Source organism: Variovorax paradoxus (assembly GCF_040544635.1).
In the GTDB taxonomy this organism is placed as follows: domain Bacteria; phylum Pseudomonadota; class Gammaproteobacteria; order Burkholderiales; family Burkholderiaceae_C; genus Variovorax; species Variovorax paradoxus_R.
Map to the genome: position 1 here is coordinate 21,718 of NZ_JBEPKJ010000022.1, position 16,893 is coordinate 38,610.

The 16,893-nt window shown below is 67.6% G+C and carries 13 protein-coding genes; all 13 read left to right on the forward strand.

All coding sequences use genetic code 11. The annotated features are described in order from the left end of the window. Nucleotides 1-3 precede the first annotated feature (3 nt). Genes ABIC94_RS26870 through ABIC94_RS26930 form a run of 13 tightly spaced genes read left to right on the forward strand, consistent with a single transcriptional unit; the run spans nt 4 to nt 16,860 of the window. Nucleotides 4-1,620 carry a dihydrolipoyllysine-residue acetyltransferase gene (locus tag ABIC94_RS26870; protein WP_354376090.1) on the forward strand — a complete coding sequence of 539 codons (1,617 nt, stop codon included), beginning with the start codon at nt 4-6 and terminating at the stop codon, nt 1,618-1,620. 13 nt (nt 1,621-1,633) lie between these two features. Then, complete coding sequence (gene lpdA, locus ABIC94_RS26875) at nt 1,634-3,421, forward strand: dihydrolipoyl dehydrogenase (protein WP_354376091.1); 1,788 nt, start codon at nt 1,634-1,636, stop codon at nt 3,419-3,421. Nucleotides 3,422-3,430: 9 nt separating this feature from the next. After that, a complete protein-coding gene (locus ABIC94_RS26880; protein ID WP_354376092.1) occupies nt 3,431-4,225 on the forward strand; it encodes an alpha/beta fold hydrolase in 795 nt (264 codons plus the stop codon). A 19-nt stretch (nt 4,226-4,244) separates the two neighbouring features. Then, a complete protein-coding gene (locus tag ABIC94_RS26885) occupies nt 4,245-6,530 on the forward strand; it encodes an NADP-dependent malic enzyme (RefSeq protein WP_354376093.1) in 2,286 nt (761 codons plus the stop codon). Nucleotides 6,531-6,543: 13 nt separating this feature from the next. After that, nucleotides 6,544-7,491, forward strand: a complete 948-nt coding sequence (lipA, locus tag ABIC94_RS26890) for a lipoyl synthase (RefSeq protein ID WP_436318113.1) — start codon at nt 6,544-6,546, stop codon at nt 7,489-7,491. 19 nt (nt 7,492-7,510) lie between these two features. Next, nucleotides 7,511-8,857, forward strand: a complete 1,347-nt coding sequence (locus tag ABIC94_RS26895) for a dicarboxylate/amino acid:cation symporter (RefSeq protein ID WP_354376094.1) — start codon at nt 7,511-7,513, stop codon at nt 8,855-8,857. A 32-nt stretch (nt 8,858-8,889) separates the two neighbouring features. After that, nucleotides 8,890-10,224, forward strand: coding sequence for an NAD(P)/FAD-dependent oxidoreductase (locus tag ABIC94_RS26900; RefSeq protein ID WP_354376095.1), 1,335 nt, complete (start codon nt 8,890-8,892; stop codon nt 10,222-10,224). Between the two features lie 12 nt (nt 10,225-10,236). Further along, nucleotides 10,237-11,706: a PHA/PHB synthase family protein gene (locus ABIC94_RS26905; protein ID WP_354376096.1), complete on the forward strand. Its 1,470-nt coding sequence runs from the start codon at nt 10,237-10,239 to the stop codon at nt 11,704-11,706. Between the two features lie 53 nt (nt 11,707-11,759). After that, a complete protein-coding gene (locus tag ABIC94_RS26910) occupies nt 11,760-12,944 on the forward strand; it encodes an acetyl-CoA C-acetyltransferase (RefSeq protein WP_354376097.1) in 1,185 nt (394 codons plus the stop codon). 40 nt (nt 12,945-12,984) lie between these two features. Then, complete coding sequence (phbB, locus tag ABIC94_RS26915; RefSeq protein WP_354376098.1) at nt 12,985-13,737, forward strand: acetoacetyl-CoA reductase; 753 nt, start codon at nt 12,985-12,987, stop codon at nt 13,735-13,737. A 10-nt stretch (nt 13,738-13,747) separates the two neighbouring features. Then, nucleotides 13,748-14,401 (forward strand): DUF6781 family protein, encoded by a 654-nt coding sequence (locus tag ABIC94_RS26920; RefSeq protein ID WP_354376099.1) that lies wholly within the window; start codon nt 13,748-13,750, stop codon nt 14,399-14,401. A 45-nt stretch (nt 14,402-14,446) separates the two neighbouring features. Continuing rightward, a complete protein-coding gene (locus tag ABIC94_RS26925) occupies nt 14,447-15,856 on the forward strand; it encodes a cytochrome ubiquinol oxidase subunit I (RefSeq protein WP_354376100.1) in 1,410 nt (469 codons plus the stop codon). After that, nucleotides 15,853-16,860, forward strand: coding sequence for a cytochrome d ubiquinol oxidase subunit II (locus ABIC94_RS26930; protein ID WP_354376101.1), 1,008 nt, complete (start codon nt 15,853-15,855; stop codon nt 16,858-16,860). The genes ABIC94_RS26925 and ABIC94_RS26930 overlap by 4 nt, the downstream gene beginning before the upstream one ends. Nucleotides 16,861-16,893: the final 33 nt, after the last annotated feature.

The following is a 16,893-nucleotide window of genomic DNA, read 5'->3' on the forward strand; positions in this document are numbered from 1 at the left end:
AACATGAGCAATGCAATCGACATCAAGGTTCCGGACATCGGCGACTTCAGCGATGTGCCGGTCATCGAGATCTTCGTGAAGCCCGGGGACACGGTGAAGGCCGAAGACCCGCTGGTCTCGCTCGAATCCGACAAGGCGACGATGGACGTGCCCGCGCCGCGCGGCGGGGTGGTGGAGTCCATCTCGGTGAAGCTGGGAGACAAGGTCAGCGAAGGCAGCGTCATCATGACGTTCAAGGCCGAGGGCGGTGCTGCCGCTCCTGCGCCCGCCGAAGCCGCCAAGCCCAGCGTGAGCGCCGCGCCGTCGGCCACCAGCGCGCCGGCCGGCGTGGCCGAGGTGCGCGTGCCCGACATCGGCGACTTCAAGGACGTGCCCGTCATCGAGATCTTCGTGAAGGTCGGCGACACGGTGAAGGCCGAAGACCCGATTGTCTCGCTCGAATCCGACAAGGCCACGATGGACGTGCCCGCGCCGCTCTCGGGCGTGGTGACGGCCATCGGCATCAAGATCGGGGACAAGGTGAGCGAAGGGTCTGTGATCCTTTCGTTGGCGACGGGCGATGCGCCTGTGGTGGGGGCCGCTCCCTCACCCCAACCCTCTCCCGCGGGCGGGAGAGGGAGTGATGCAGCAGCGGCGGCGTCGCCTGCCGGCAATGCGGAGGTCGAAGCGGGCTTCGCACTCGCCTACGCTGGCCCTGCCGTGCGCAAGCTCGCACGCGAACTTGCCGTCGACCTCGGCAAGGTCAAGGGCACCGGCGACCACGGCCGCATCGTGCGCGCCGATGTCGAGGCCTTCGCGAAGGGCGGTGGCGCAGCCGCCGCACCGGCCGCCGGAAAGTCTGCAGCGGCGCCCGCAGGCAGTGGCGTCGGCGGCATCGATCTCTTGCCCTGGCCCAAGGTCGACTTCGCCAAGTTCGGCCCGACCGAGCGAAAAGAACTGTCACGCATCAAGAAGATCAGCGCCGCCAACCTGCACCGCAACTGGGTCGTCATTCCGCACGTGACGACACACGACGAGGCCGACATCACCGACCTCGAGCAGTTCCGGGTGCAGATGAACAAGGAGCTGGAGAAGTCGGGCGTGAAGATCAGCATGCTGCCCTTCATGATGAAGGCGGCGGTGGCCGCGCTGAAGAAGTTTCCCGAGTTCAACGCAAGCCTCGACGGCCAGGGTGACGAGCAAAGGCTGGTGATGAAGAACTACTGGCACATCGGCTTCGCGGCCGACACGCCCAACGGGCTCATGGTCCCGGTGATCCGCGACGTCGACAAGAAGACCGTGCCCGACATCGCCAAGGAGATGGGCGAGCTCGCCAAGCTCGCGCGCGACGGCAAGCTCAAGCCCGACCAGATGTCGGGCGGCACCTTCACCATCAGCTCGCTGGGCGGCATCGGCGGCATCTACTTCACGCCGATCATCAACGCGCCCGAGGTCGCCATCATGGGCGTGTGCAAGAGCTACTGGAAGCAGCACTCCAGCGACGGCAAGACCTATACCTCGCGCCTCACGCTGCCGCTGTCCCTCTCGTGGGACCACCGCGTGATCGACGGCGCTGCCGCCGCGCGCTTCAACGTCCATTTCGCCAACGTGCTCGCCGATCTGCGGCGCGTGCTGTTCTGAAGGAAGCTCTCAAATGGCACATACGGTGGAAGTCAAGGTTCCCGACATCGGCGAATTCAAGGATGTCGCGATCATCGAGCTGCTGGTCAAGCCGGGCGAGGTCATCGCGGTCGATACCGGGTTGATCATGGTGGAGTCCGACAAGGCTTCGATGGAGATTCCGTCGAGCCATGCGGGGACGGTGAAGGAGCTGAAGGTCGCGTTGGGCGACAAGGTCAGCGAAGGCTCTGTCATCCTGGTCATTGAGACAACGGCTGCCGCCCCTCTCCCGCCTGCGGGAGAGGGGACGGGGGTGAGGGCGACGGCCGCACCCTCACCCCAGCCCTTTCCCGCAAGCGGGAGAGGGAGCGAAGCCGCACCCACCGCCGGCAGCTACGCCGGCAAGTCCGACATCGAGTGCGAAGTGCTCGTGCTCGGCGCCGGCCCCGGCGGCTACTCGGCCGCGTTCCGCAGCGCCGACCTCGGCATGAAGACCGTGCTGGTCGAACGCTATGCCACGCTCGGCGGCGTGTGCCTCAACGTAGGCTGCATCCCCTCGAAGGCGGTGCTGCACACGGCCGGCGTGATGGACGAGGTGAAGCTGCTCGCCAAGCACGGCATCAAGTACACCGCCCCCGAGGTCGACATCGACGCGCTGCGCGACTTCAAGGACGGCGTCATCAAGAAGCTCACCGGCGGGCTCGCCGGCATGGCGAAGGCGCGCAAGGTCGAGGTCGTCACCGGCGTCGGCAGCTTCCTCGATGCGTACCACCTCGAAGTGGTGGGGGAGGGCGGCGCGAAGAAGGTGGTGAAGTTCGCCAAGGCCATCATTGCCGCGGGCTCGCAGGCTGTGAAGCTGCCCTTCATGCCCGAGGACGACCGCGTGGTCGACTCCACCGGCGCGCTGCTCCTCAAGGGCATTCCCAAGCGCATGCTGGTCATCGGCGGCGGCATCATCGGCCTGGAGATGGCCACGGTGTACTCGACACTGGGCACGCGCATCGACGTGGTCGAAATGCTCGACGGCCTGATGCAGGGCGCCGACCGCGACCTCGTGAAGGTGTGGGAGAAGGTCAACGCGCCGCGCTTCGACAACGTGATGCTCAAGACCAAGACCGTCGGCGCCAAGGCCACCAAGGCCGGCATCGAGGTCAGCTTCGAAGGCGAGAAGGCACCCAAGGGGCCGCAGGTCTACGACCTGGTGCTTGTGGCCGTGGGCCGCAGCCCCAACGGCAAGAAGATCGGCGCCGACAAGGCCGGCGTGGCCGTTACCGACCGCGGCTTCATCAATGTCGACAAGCAGATGCGCACCAACGTGCCGCACATCTTCGCCATCGGCGACGTCGTCGGCCAGCCCATGCTCGCCCACAAAGCGGTGCACGAGGCGCATGTGGCAGCCGAAGTTGCGCACGGCGAGGCTTCGTACTTCGATGCGCGCCAGATCCCTTCGGTGGCCTACACCGACCCCGAGGTGGCATGGGCCGGCAAGACCGAGGAGCAGTGCAAGGCTGAAGGCCTGAAGGTCGGCAAGGCGGTGTTTCCGTGGGCCGCATCGGGCCGCGCCATCGCCAACGGGCGCGACGAAGGCTTCACCAAGCTGCTGTTCGACGAGGCCACGCACCGCATCGTCGGCGGCGGCATCGTCGGCACGCATGCGGGCGACTTGATCAGCGAGGTGTGCCTGGCCATCGAGATGGGCTGCGAGCCCTCCGACATCGGCAAGACCATCCACCCGCATCCGACGCTGGGCGAATCCATCGGCATGGCGGCCGAGGTCTTCGAAGGGCATTGCACCGACCTGCCCCCGGTGAAGAAGAAGTAGGCCGACGCCATGTCGCTCGCACTGGCTTTCGAGGCCCTGGGATCGGGGCCTCCGGTGGTGATCCTGCACGGCCTGTTCGGCGCGGGGCGCAATTGGACGCAGGTTGCAGAGGCGCTGGCCGCGGACCACCGCGTCTACCTGCCCGATGCCCGCAACCATGGCGCCTCGCCATGGGCCGAATCGATGTCGTACACCGAGATGGCGGACGACGTGCTTGCGCTCATCGAGCGCGAGCAATTGCAGCGGCCCTTCGTCATCGGCCACAGCATGGGCGGAAAGACGGCGATGGCCCTTGCGCTCTCGCACCCGCAGGCCGTCGGCGGCATCGCCGTGATCGACATCGCGCCCGAGAGCTACGCCGACCAGTTCTCGTCGTACGTGTCGGCCATGCGCAGCCTCGACGTGTCTGGCACCGCCAGCCGCCGCGAAATCCACCAGGCGCTGGCCGACAGCCTCAGCGCCGAGGCCCCGGTCGACTTCCTGATGCAGAACCTGCGCCGGCAGAACGACCGCTTCGATTGGCGGCTCAACCTGCTCGCCACGGGCCTGTGCATGCGCGAACTCTGCGGCTTTCCCGATGCGTTGCGCGACGCGCGCTACCACGGCCCGGCGCTCTTCATCCACGGTGCGGAGTCCGGCTACGTGCGGCCTACGTCGCTGGCCGGGATCCGCGCGCTGTTCCCGCATGCGGAGACCGGGCGCATCGCCGATGCCGGCCACTGGGTGCATGCCGACCAGCCCGCGGCACTGCTGTGCGGCCTGCGCGACTGGCTGGGCGATGCCCTCGCGGCCGCTCCTCATTGACATCCCTTACGGAGACACCATGTCCGACGAAAAACTGCGCGAAGCCGCCCTCGACTACCACCGCTATCCCACGCCCGGCAAGATCTCGGTGAACCCGACCAAGCCGATGGCCACGCAGCGCGACCTCGCGCTGGCCTACTCGCCCGGCGTGGCGGAGGCCTGCATGGAGATCGCGCGCGACCCGGCCGAGGCGATGAACCTCACCTCGCGCGCCAACCTCGTGGCCGTCATCACCAACGGCACCGCGGTGCTGGGCCTGGGCAACATCGGCGCGCTGGCCGGCAAGCCGGTGATGGAAGGCAAGGCCTGCCTCTTCAAGAAGTTCGCCGGCATCGACGTGTTCGACATCGAGCTGGACGAGTCCGACCCCGACGCGCTCATCGACACCATCGCGCGCATGGAGCCCACCTTCGGCGGCATCAACCTCGAAGACATCAAGGCGCCCGAGTGCTTCTACATCGAGAAGAAGCTGCGCGAGCGCATGAAGATCCCGGTGTTCCACGACGACCAGCACGGCACGGCCATCGTCGCGGCCGCGGCCATCCTCAATGCGCTGCGGCATGTGAAGAAGGACATTCGCGAGGTCAAGCTCGTGGCATCGGGCGCCGGCGCGGCGGCGTTGGCCTGCCTCGACCTGATCGTGAGCCTGGGCCTGCCGATGCAGAACATCTTCGTTTCCGACAGCGCGGGCGTGGTCTACACCGGCCGCAAGGAACAGATGGACCCGAACAAGGCCCGCTATGCGCAGGACACCTCCGCGCGCAAGCTGGCCGACGTGATTGGCGGCGCCGACATCTTCCTGGGCCTTTCGGCGGGCGGCGTGCTCAAGCCCGAGATGGTGAAGGAGATGGCGCGCGACCCGATCATCCTCGCCATGGCCAACCCGGCGCCGGAGATTTTGCCGGAAGATGCACTGGCCGTGCGCCCCGACGCCATCCTCGGCACCGGCCGGTCGGACTATCCGAACCAGGTCAACAACGTGCTGTGTTTCCCGTTCATCTTCCGCGGCGCGCTGGACGTGGGTGCGACGGCCATCAACGAGGAGATGAAGCTCGCCGCCGTGCGCGCCATCGCCGAGCTCGCGCATGCCGAGATTCCCGAGGTGGTGGCGCAGGCCTACGGCGCGGTCGGCCTGCGCTTTGGCCGCGACTACCTGATTCCCAAGCCCTTCGATCCGCGCCTCATCGAAGCGGTCGCGCCCGCGGTGGCACAGGCCGCGGTGGACAGTGGCGTGGCGACGCGGCCCATCGCCGACATGAAGGCCTACCGCCAGCGCCTGTCGCAGTTCGTCTACCAGTCGGGCAGCAGCATGCAGCCGCTGTTCGCCGCCGCCAAGCAATCGCCCAAGCGCGTGGTCTATGCCGAGGGCGAAGACGAGCGCGTGCTGCGCGCAGCACAAGTGGTGGTCGACGAAGGCCTCGCGCGTCCGCTTCTGCTGGGCCGCCCCGAGGTGATCGCCGAGCGCATCGCGCAGTACGGCCTGCGTCTCACGCTGGGCACCGACTGCGAGACCGTCGACCCGCTCGACCAAGCCGTGTACGGCGACGCGGCCGAGTCCTACTACCAGCTCAAGCGCCGCGAGGGCGTCTCCCGCCTCGTGGCGCAGACCGAGATGCGCAGCCGCGGCACGCTGCTCGCGGCCATGCTGGTGCGCCAGGGCCAGGCCGACGCCATGCTGTGCGGCACGCTCGGCGGCTACGGCGACCACCTGCGGCATGTGCGCGACGTGATCGGCCTGCGCGCCGGCACCCAGACCCTGGCCGCCATGCAGATGCTGATGCTGCCGGGCCGCCAGCTCTTCATCTGCGACACGCATGTGAACCGCGACCCCAATGCCGCGCAGATTGCCGAGATCGCGCTGCTCGCGGCTGAAGAGGTGCGCCGCTTCGGCGTGACGCCGAGCGTGGCGCTCTTGTCGCACTCGAACTTCGGCGGCTCGGATGCGGCCTCGGCCGTGAAGATGCGCGAGGCGCTCGCGCTCATCAAGGCGGCCGACCCGCAGCTCGCGGTGGAAGGCGAGATGCGCGGCGACGCGGCGCTGTCGAAGACCATCCTCGACCACGAGTTTCCGGATTCGGCGCTGGAGACCGAGGCCAACGTGCTCATCATGCCCAACGTCGATGCGGCCAACATCTCGTACAACCTGCTGCGCATGGCGGCGGGCAGCGGCATCACGGTGGGCGGCATCCTGCTGGGCGCGGCGCGCTCGGTGCACATCCTCACGCCGTCGTCCACGGTGCGCCGCATCGTCAACATGACGGCGCTGGCGGTGGTCGATGCCAACTCGCACCGCCACACGGCCTGACGACGGCGCAGCCATGAACGACTCCGCAGTGCTCCACGGCCCGCAGCGAGGCGTCGCCAAGACACGCCGGATTCCGATCCGCGTGGTCGAGGCGGGCCCGGCGCTGCCCAAGCCAGACTGGATCCGCGTGCGCGTTTCGCAGAGCGAGAGCTTCCGCGAAGTGAAGCGCACGCTGCGCGAGGCCAGCCTGCACACGGTGTGCGAAGAGGCCTCGTGCCCGAACATCGGCGAATGCTTCGGCAAGGGCACGGCCACCTTCATGGTGCTGGGCGACCTGTGCACGCGCCGCTGCCCGTTCTGCGACGTGGCGCACGGCCGGCCCCAACCGCCCGATCCGCAGGAGGCGCAGCACCTGGCCGAGACGGTTGCACGGTTGAAGCTGAAGTACGTGGTGATCACCAGCGTGGACCGCGACGACCTGCGCGACGGCGGCGCGGCGCATTTCGCCGCCTGCATCCGCGCGGTGCGTGCGCAGTCGCCCGGCACGCAGATCGAGGTGCTGGTGCCCGACTTCCGCGGCCGCGCGGAGGTGGCGCTCGACATCCTCGCGGCCGACCCGCCCGATGTGATGAACCACAACCTCGAGACCGTGCCACGCCTGTACCGCCAGGCGCGCCCCGGCGCCGACTACCTGCACTCGCTGCAACTGCTGCAGTCGTTCCGCGCGCGCTGCCCCGAGGTGCCCACCAAGTCCGGCCTGATGCTGGGCCTGGGGGAAGCCGACGATGAAGTGCTGGCCGTGATGCGCGACATGCGCAGCCACGGCGTGGACATGCTCACCGTCGGCCAGTACCTGCAGCCGCGCCCCGGCAACCTGCCGGTGGCGCGCTACGTCGCGCCCGCGCAGTTCGAAGCCCTTGCGCAGCAGGCGCACGCCATGGGATTTGCCCATGCCGCCTGCGGACCGCTCGTGCGGTCGAGCTACCACGCCGACCGGCAGGCCCATGCCGCCGGCGTCTGAAATTTTCTAGGAGATCCCCGTGGACCAACCATCCGTAGCCCCCAAGCCTTTCTACAAGTCCCTGTACTTCCAGGTCATCACCGCCATCGTGCTCGGGGTGCTGCTGGGCCACTTCTGGCCCGACACCGGCGCCTCGATGAAGCCGCTGGGCGACGGCTTCATCAAGCTCATCAAGATGATCATCGCGCCGATCATCTTCTGCACGGTGGTGGTGGGTATCGCCGGCATGGAAGACATGAAGAAGGTCGGCAAGACCGGGGGGCTCGCGCTCCTGTACTTCGAGGTCGTGAGCAGCATCGCGCTGGTGGTGGGCCTGGTCATCATCAACATCGTGCGGCCCGGCGCCGGCATGAACGTCGACGTGAGCCAGCTCGATGCCAAGAGCGTCGCAGCCTACACCGGCCCCGGCAAGATGCAGAGCACCACCGACTTCCTGCTCAACGTGATTCCCAACACGGTGGTCGATGCCTTCGCCAAGGGCGAAATTCTGCAGGTGCTGCTGATCGCGGTGATGTTCGGCTTTGCGCTGCACAAGTTCGGCGGCCGCGGCACGCTGGTGTTCGACCTGATCGAGAAGGGCTCGCATGTGCTCTTCGTGATCGTGGGCTACATCATGAAGGTCGCGCCCATCGGTGCCTTCGGTGCCATGGCTTTCACCATCGGCAAGTACGGCGTGAGCTCGCTGCTGCAGCTCGGCCAGCTGATGGCCACCTTCTACCTGACCTGCCTCTTGTTCATCTTCGTGGTGCTGGGGGGAATCGCGCGGTTCCACGGGTTCAGCATCTGGAAGTTCATCAAGTACATCAAGGAAGAACTGCTGATCGTGCTGGGTACCTCGTCGAGCGAATCGGTGCTGCCGCGCATGATGGCCAAGCTGGAGAACCTGGGCGCGAAGAAGTCGGTGGTCGGCCTGGTGGTGCCCACGGGCTACTCGTTCAACCTCGACGGCACTTCCATCTACCTGACGATGGCGGCGGTGTTCATCGCGCAGGCGACCAACACCGACATGACGCTCACGCAGCAGCTCACGTTGCTGGCCGTGCTGCTGCTCACCTCGAAGGGCGCGGCAGGCGTCACGGGCAGCGGCTTCATCGTGCTGGCGGCCACGCTGTCGGCCGTGGGCCATGTGCCGGTGGCGGGGCTCGCGCTGATCCTGGGCATCGACCGGTTCATGTCGGAAGCCCGTGCGCTGACCAACCTGATCGGCAACGGCGTCGCCACGGTGGTGGTCGCCAAGTGGACCAACGACCTGGACACCGCCCGCATGACACGCATCCTGAACAACGAGACGTCGGCCGAGGCCGACGCGCCCGAGGCGGTGCTGGACCAGGTCGAGACCCACATGCCCGTGGCCCAGCCGCGCTGAAGCCATCCCATGCCTGTACGGAGCAGCCGGCCATGAACAGTCCCGAGCAAAGGCACCGAGTCGTCATCGTGGGCGGCGGGGCCGGCGGGCTGGAGCTGGCCACGCGCCTGGGCGATTCGCTGGGCAGGAAGGGGCGGGCGGAGATCACGCTGGTCGACAAGCACCGCACCCACGTGTGGAAGCCCAAGCTGCACGAGATCGCCTCGGGCAGCATGGACATGAGCGCGCACGAGGTCGACTACCTCGCGCAGGCGCACTGGCACGGCTTCCGCTTCCGCCTCGGCGAGCTGACCGGCATCGACCGCGAGCTGCGCGAGGTGCAGGTGGCGCCGTACCTGGACGACGAAGGGCGGATGGTCACGCCGGCGCGCGCCTTCGGCTACGACACGCTGGTGGTTGCCATCGGCAGCCTCAGCAACGACTTCGGCACGCCCGGCGTGCGCGAGCATGCGCTGCGGCTCGAGTCGAAGGCCGATGCGCAGCGCTTTCACCAGCGCATGGTCAACGCCTGCATCCGCGCACATGCGCAAACCACGCCGCTGCGGCCCGAGCAGCTGCACGTGGCGATCATCGGTGCGGGCGCCACCGGCGTGGAGCTGGCGGCCGAGCTGCACCGCACCACGCGCGAAGTCGTGGCCTACGGGCTGGATCGCGTGGACGCCGAGAAAGACATCCAGGTCAGCGTGATCGAGGCCGCCGACCGCGTGCTGCCGGCATTGCCGCAGCGCATGTCGGCCGCCACCGAGGCGCTCTTGCGCAAGCTGGGCGTGGACGTGCACACCTGCGCCAAGGTGGCCGAGGTGCTGCCCGAAGGCGTGCGCCTGGCCGATGGCCGCGTGCTGCCGGCCGAACTGGTGGTGTGGGCCGCGGGCGTGAAGGCGGCCGATTTCATGAAAGACATCGCCGGGCTTGAGACCAACCGCAGCAACCAGCTCGCGGTGTTGCCTACGCTGCAGACCACGCGCGATGCCGACATCTTCGCCATTGGCGACTGCGCGGCCTGCGACTGGCCCGAAGCCAACGAGGGCAAGGGCGGCCTGGTGCCGCCGCGCGCGCAGGCGGCGCACCAGCAGGCCTCGCACGTCGCGGCGCAGATCAGCCGGCGCTTGGACGGAAAGGCGCTCAAGCCGTATCGCTACCGCGACTTCGGCTCGCTGGTGTCGCTGGGCGAGTTCAGCACCGTCGGCAACATGATGGGCGGGCCGGTGGGCGGCAGCCTGATGATCGAGGGCCGCTTCGCGCGGCTCATGTACATGTCGCTCTACAAGATGCACGAGCTGGCGCTGCACGGCGTCGTCAAGGTCTCTCTCGACACGCTCGCCCGCCTTATCACGCGGCGCACCGAACCCCACGTCAAGCTGCATTGAGCAGCCACGGCCATGACCACACCTTCTCCCGATTTCGACGCGACCGCCTGGTTGCAAGCCTGGCAGCAAGGGCTGTCGCAAAGCCACCTGCAGTTCGGCGCGCTGATGCGCAGCGCGCTGGAGGTTGCGCCGTTCGACGCACGCGGCAAGGCGCAGATGGACTTCGCGCTGCGCCAGGTGATTGACGCGATGAACCCGGCCAACAGCCTCGCGACCAACCCCGAGGCGATGCAGGCCGCGCTCGACTCCGGCGGCGCGAGCCTGCTCGAGGGCGTGCGCCTCTTTCTCGCGGATGTGGCGAAGGGCCGTATCTCGATGTCGGACGACGAGGCCTTCGAGGTCGGCCGCAACGTGGCGACCAGCCCGGGCAGCGTGGTGTTCGAGAACGAGCTGATGCAGCTGGTGCAGTACACGCCGTCCACGGCCAAGGTGCACAGGCGGCCGCTGGTGATCGTGCCGCCGTGCATCAACAAGTTCTACATCCTCGACCTGCAGCCCGCCAACTCGCTGGTCGCCCATGCGGTGGCGGAAGGGCACACGGTGTTCCTCGTGTCGTGGCGGAACGTGTCCGCGGAGCAGGGCCACCTGGGCTGGGACGACTACGTCGAACAAGGCGTTCTTCAGGCGATCGACGTCGCGCGCGGCATCGCCCGCACGGACAAGGTCAACACGCTGGGCTTCTGCATCGGCGGCACGCTGCTGGGCAGCGCACTCGCCGTGTCGGCAGCGCGCGGCGAGAAGCCCGCTGCGAGCGTCACGCTGCTGACCGCGATGCTCGACTTCTCCGACACCGGCGAGCTCGGCCTGATGGTCGACGAGACCATGGTTGCCGCACGCGAGGCCAGCATCGGCCGCGGGGGTCTCATGAAAGGCCGCGAGCTCGCGACCGTGTTCGCCGCGCTGCGGGCCAACGACCTGATCTGGCCCTACGTGGTCAACGGCTACCTCAAGGGCAAGGCGCCCGCGGCCTTCGATCTGCTGTTCTGGAACGGCGACGACACCAACCTTCCGGGGCCGATGTACTGCTGGTACCTGCGCAACACCTACCTGGAGAACAAGCTGCGCGAACCCGGCGGCACGGTGCAGTGCGGCGTGCCGGTGGACCTGTCGCGCATCGACGCGCCGGCCTTCGTGTATGCCTCGCGCGACGACCACATCGTGCCGTGGAAGACCGCCTATGCCGGCACGCAACTGCTGGGCGGCGACACGCGCTTCGTGCTCGGCGCGAGTGGCCATATCGCGGGCGTGATCAATCCGCCTGCCAAGAAAAAGCGCAACCACTGGGTCGGCGATCTCGCGGCCGACGCCGGCACGTGGCTCGACAACGCACAGAGCATCGACGGCAGCTGGTGGCCCGCGTGGAGCGAGTGGCTCGCCACGCATGCCGGTGCGAAGGTGGCCGCGCGCCGCACGTTGGGCAATGCCGAATTTCCCGTCATCGAGCCCGCCCCCGGGCGATATGTCAAAGCCAAGGCGGCCTGAATCCGGGCCGTCGCCATTCCTTTCCCTTTCGCATCAACCTCAAGGAGACTCTCATGTCAGACGATATCGTGATCGTGGCCGCGCAACGCACGGCGGTCGGCAAGTTCGGCGGCGCGCTCGCCGGCACGGCGGCGCCTGAGCTGGGCGCGCACGTGGTGAAGGGGCTGCTCGAAAAGGCCGGCGTGCCGGGCGATGCGGTGTCCGAGGTGATCATGGGCCAGGTGCTCGCGGCCGGCGCGGGGCAGAACCCGGCGCGGCAGACGGTCATCAAGGCGGGGCTGCCCATCGGCGTGCCGGGCCTCACCATCAACAAGGTCTGCGGCTCGGGCCTGAAGGCCGTGATGCTGGCGGCGCAGGCCGTGAGGTGCGGCGACGCCGAGATCGTGGTGGCCGGCGGCCAGGAGAACATGAGCGCTGCGCCGCACGTGCTGCCCAACTCGCGCAACGGCCAGCGCATGGGCGACTGGAAGCTGGTCGACACCATGATCGTCGATGGCCTGTGGGACGTCTACAACCAGTACCACATGGGAACCACGGCAGAGAACGTGGCCAAGAAGTACGGCATCACGCGCGAGATGCAGGACGCACTGGCGCTCGCCTCGCAGCAGAAGGCCGCCGCCGCGCAGGATGCCGGCCGCTTCAACGACGAAATTCTTCCGTTCAGCATCGCCCAGAAGAAGGGCGACCCCATCGTCTTCGCGGCCGACGAGTTCGTGAACCGCAAGACCAACGCCGACGCGCTCGCCGGCCTGCGTCCCGCTTTCGACAAGGCAGGCTCGGTGACGGCCGGCAATGCCTCGGGCCTGAACGACGGCGCGGCCGCGGTGCTGGTGATGTCGGCCTCGCGCGCGGCCGCACTCGGCCTGCAGCCGCTGGCCGTGATTCGCGCATATGCCAGCGCAGGTCTCGATCCGTCGCTCATGGGCATGGGCCCGGTGCCCGCCTCGCAGCTCGCGCTCAAGAAGGCCGGCTGGAAGGCGCAGGACCTCGACCTGATGGAAATCAACGAGGCCTTCGCGGCGCAGGCCTGTGCGGTGAACCAGCAGATGGAATGGGACACCAGCCGCATCAACGTGAACGGCGGCGCCATAGCCATCGGCCACCCCATCGGCGCCTCGGGCTGCCGCGTGCTGGTGACGCTGCTGCACGAAATGCGCCGCCGTGGCGCCAACAAAGGCCTGGCGTCGCTGTGCATCGGCGGCGGCATGGGCGTGGCGCTGGCGGTAGAGCGCGCCTGAACGAATTTCTTTGTCACGCAACGCATCAAGGAGAAAGCAGATGAGCATCAAGCAGCAACAAGTGGTCCTGGTCACCGGCGGCATGGGCGGCCTGGGCGAGACGATTTCCACCAAGATGGTCGATGCGGGCTACAAGCTCGCGGTGACCTATTCGCCGGGCAACAAGTCGCACGCCGAGTGGGTGGCGCAAATGGCGTCGCGCGGCTACGAGATCCTGGCCGTGCCCTGCGACGTGGCGGACTACGACTCCTGCGCGCAGGCCGTGAGCAAGGTCCAGGAAGCCCTGGGCCCGGTCGACGTGCTGGTCAACAACGCGGGAATCACGCGCGACATGACCTTCAAGAAGATGGACCAGATCAACTGGAACGCCGTGCTGCGCACCAACCTCGACAGCCTGTTCAACATGAGCAAGCAAGTGGCCGACGGCATGGTGGAGCGGGGCTGGGGCCGCATCATCAACGTGTCGTCGGTGAACGGCTCCAAGGGCGCGTTCGGCCAGACCAACTACTCGGCCGCCAAGGCCGGCGTGCACGGCTTCACCAAGGCGCTGGCGCTCGAAGTGGCAAAAAAGGGCGTGACCGTGAACACCATCTCGCCCGGCTACATCGGCACGAAGATGGTCACGGCCATTCCGAAGGAGGTGCTCGACAGCAAGATCCTGCCGCACATCCCCGTAGGCCGCCTGGGCAAGCCCGAGGAAGTGGCGGGCCTGATCATCTACCTTGCCTCGGAAGAGGCAGCCTTCGTGACGGGCGCGAACATCGCCATCAACGGCGGCCAGCACATGCAATGAATGCACGACCATGATCCTCAAGAATGGCATCGATCAGGCCGCACTGATCAACAAGTTCACCGACGCCTCGGCCAAGCAGGGCGAGACCATCCGCAAGGCTGTGCACGAGGCCACGCTCAAGGCGCTGCAGGGCCGCGAGCTCACGCTCGCGAACATCCGGCAGGTGCTGGGCACTGTCACCAAGGCGGCCTCGGCCGGCGCGGCCGGCAGCAAGCTGCCCGCGCCCGACGTGGAGGCGCTGCTGGCCAAGGCCTTCGCCGGCATGGACGGCGCACTGGAGCAGGCGGTGCTGGCCAACCAGCGCGCGCTGGAGCAGCTGGTCGACCAGGGCGTGAGCCTGCGCGAGACACAGCTCAAGAAGGCGCTGGCCGACATCGAAAAGATGGAAGACACGCTGTTTGCCAGCGTGCGCAAGGCGGCGCCGGCCGACGGCCCGTGGAGCGGCGTGTTCCAGGCGATGCAGGGCAAGAGCACCGGCACCGGCGCGCGCGCCACCGCGGCGCTCGAGCAACTCCTGGAAGACACGCACAAGAACCTGCGCGACGGCCGCGCGATGAGTTTGCGCGCCACGCAGGCGCTGCTCGACAGCTACGCGGCGCTGGCAAGCGGCGTGCTGATCGGCATGTCCGAGGCCCTGAAGCAGGGCGGCGCGGCGAAGCGATGATCCTCGCCGGCGGTGGCCCACCGCCGGCGGCCTGAAAGGAACCTGATGGACGCCCTGATCCTCGCCCGCATGCAGTTCGCGGCCAACATCACTTTCCACATCCTGTTTCCCACCATCAGCATCGCGCTGGGCTGGCTGCTGCTGTTCTTCCGCTGGCGCTGGCTGCGCACGCGCGGCGGCAGCGATGCCGCGCTCGCACAGGGCTGGCTCGACGCCTACCGTTTCTGGACCAAGGTGTTTGCGCTGACCTTTGCGCTGGGCGTGGTGAGCGGCATCACCATGAGCTTTCAGTTCGGCACCAACTGGCCGGGCTTCATGGAGCGCGTGGGCAATGTGGCGGGGCCGCTGCTGGGCTACGAAGTGCTCACCGCATTTTTTCTCGAAGCGGGTTTCCTGGGCGTGATGCTGTTCGGCCACGGCAAGGTCGGCGAACGGGTGCACCTGATGTCGACCTTCATGGTGGCCTTCGGCACCACGCTCTCGGCCTTCTGGATCCTGGCGCTCAATTCGTGGATGCAGACACCCGCGGGGCACGAGATCGTGAATGGCGAGTTCCATGTCGCGAGCTGGCTCGCGGTGATCTTCAACCCCTCGTTCCCGTACCGCTTTGCGCACATGCTGCTGGCTTCGGCGCTGACCTGCGCGTTCCTCTTGATCGGCCTCTCGGCGTGGCAGGTGCTGCGCGGCGTCGGCCAGCGCAGCGCGGCGCGCGTGTTGCGCGTGGGACTCACGCTGGCGGCTGTGCTCATTCCGGTGCAGATCGTGGTGGGCGACATGCACGGCCTCAACACCCTCGAACACCAGCCCGCCAAGATCGCCGCGATGGAAGGCGTGTGGGAGACCGAGCGCGGTGCGCCGCTGCTGCTGTTCGCCGTTCCCGATGCGACGGCGCGCAAGAACCACTTCGAGATCGCGATTCCGAACGGCGCGAGCCTGATCCTCACGCACAAGGCCGACGGGGAGATCCGCGGGCTCAACGATTTTCCCGGCGCGCACCCGCCGCCGCTGCCGATGTTCTTCGCCTTCCGCATCATGGTCGGCATGGGCATGCTGATGCTGGCCACGAGCTGGCTCGGCTGGTGGCTGTACCGCCGCACGAAATGGCAACCGGCGCTGCTGCCGCGCGCGCTGCTGTGGCTCTTCGCGGGCATGACCTTCTCGGGCTGGGTGGCCACGGTGGCGGGCTGGTACGTTACCGAGATCGGCCGTCAGCCCTACATTGTCTATGGGCTGGTGCGCACGGCGGACGTGGTGTCGAAGGTGCCGTCCGCAATGATCGGGCTCACGCTGGTGCTTTACGTCGCGCTGTACCTCGCGCTCATCGTGGCGTACGTGGCGGTGCTCAAATACATGGCCGAGAAGCCCGACGAGGTGCTGGCGACCGAGGCCGCCGAGCAGGCCGCGACACCGGCGGGCGCGATCACCTCACCGATCGTCGAAGGAGGCCTCGCATGAATGCAATGATGAGCTTCGACGCCGCTTTGCCGGTGATCTTCATGGTGCTGATGGGCGTCTCGATGCTGGTCTACGTGGTCAGCGATGGTTACGACCTTGGCGTGGGCATGCTCATGCACCGCGCTACCGACGCAGAGAAGGACGTGATGGTCGCCTCCATCGGCCCGTTCTGGGACGCCAACGAAACCTGGCTGGTTCTGGGCGTGGGCATTTTGCTGATCGCCTTTCCGAAGGCGCACGGCTTGGTGCTCGGCGAACTCTACCTGCCGGTGACGCTGATGCTCATCGGCCTCACGCTGCGCGGCGTGGCCTTCGACTTCCGCGTGAAGGCGCGCGACAGCCACAAGCGCACCTGGGACCGGCTCTTCTTCGCGGGCTCCACGCTGACCTCGGTGGCGCAGGGCTGGATGCTGGGGCGCTACATCAGCGGCTTCGGCACCGGCTGGAACTATCCGGTGTTCGCCGCCGCCATCGCGGTCGCGCTGCCGATGGCCTACGTGCTCATGGGTGCGGCATGGCTCATCATGAAGACCGAGGGCGCGCTGCAGGAGCGCGCCGTGCAGTGGGCGCGCACGGCGTGGGCGCCGATGGTCGGCGGCATGGTGCTGATCTCGATGGCCACGCCCTGGGTCAGCCCCGAGGTGCGCGAGCGCTGGTTCGCGCTGCCCGAGATATTGGCGCTGGCCGCCATTCCGCTCATGACGGCCGTCGCGCTGCTCGCGGTGCGGGGCCTCCTGAACACGCGCATGGTGCGCGGGCCGGTGTGCTGGCTGCCCTTCGTGCTGCTCATCATGGTGTTCGTGCTCGGCTTTCTCGGGCTGGCCTACAGCATCTACCCGTACGTCGTCATCGGCCAGCTCACGATCTGGCAGGCCGCGAGCAGTGCGCCGGCGCTCAAGGTCATTCTGGTGGGCGCCTGCATCTCGGTGCCGGCCATCGTGGGTTACACCGTGTTCTCCTACCGGGTCTTCCGTGGCAAGACCGGCGAACTGCGCTATGCCTGAGCGCATGCAGGGCCTGGACGCGATGTTGCAGGA

What these genes read in the sequence shown, in the direction of transcription:
- ABIC94_RS26870 (WP_354376090.1), top strand. Translation starts at nt 4, where the DNA reads ATGAGCAATGCAATCGACATCAAGGTTCCGGACATCGGCGACTTCAGC.
- lpdA (WP_354376091.1), top strand. Translation starts at nt 1,634, where the DNA reads ATGGCACATACGGTGGAAGTCAAGGTTCCCGACATCGGCGAATTCAAG.
- ABIC94_RS26880 (WP_354376092.1), top strand. Translation starts at nt 3,431, where the DNA reads ATGTCGCTCGCACTGGCTTTCGAGGCCCTGGGATCGGGGCCTCCGGTG.
- ABIC94_RS26885 (WP_354376093.1), top strand. Translation starts at nt 4,245, where the DNA reads ATGTCCGACGAAAAACTGCGCGAAGCCGCCCTCGACTACCACCGCTAT.
- lipA (WP_436318113.1), top strand. Translation starts at nt 6,544, where the DNA reads ATGAACGACTCCGCAGTGCTCCACGGCCCGCAGCGAGGCGTCGCCAAG.
- ABIC94_RS26900 (WP_354376095.1), top strand. Translation starts at nt 8,890, where the DNA reads ATGAACAGTCCCGAGCAAAGGCACCGAGTCGTCATCGTGGGCGGCGGG.
- ABIC94_RS26905 (WP_354376096.1), top strand. Translation starts at nt 10,237, where the DNA reads ATGACCACACCTTCTCCCGATTTCGACGCGACCGCCTGGTTGCAAGCC.
- ABIC94_RS26910 (WP_354376097.1), top strand. Translation starts at nt 11,760, where the DNA reads ATGTCAGACGATATCGTGATCGTGGCCGCGCAACGCACGGCGGTCGGC.
- phbB (WP_354376098.1), top strand. Translation starts at nt 12,985, where the DNA reads ATGAGCATCAAGCAGCAACAAGTGGTCCTGGTCACCGGCGGCATGGGC.
- ABIC94_RS26920 (WP_354376099.1), top strand. Translation starts at nt 13,748, where the DNA reads ATGATCCTCAAGAATGGCATCGATCAGGCCGCACTGATCAACAAGTTC.
- ABIC94_RS26925 (WP_354376100.1), top strand. Translation starts at nt 14,447, where the DNA reads ATGGACGCCCTGATCCTCGCCCGCATGCAGTTCGCGGCCAACATCACT.
- ABIC94_RS26930 (WP_354376101.1), top strand. Translation starts at nt 15,853, where the DNA reads ATGAATGCAATGATGAGCTTCGACGCCGCTTTGCCGGTGATCTTCATG.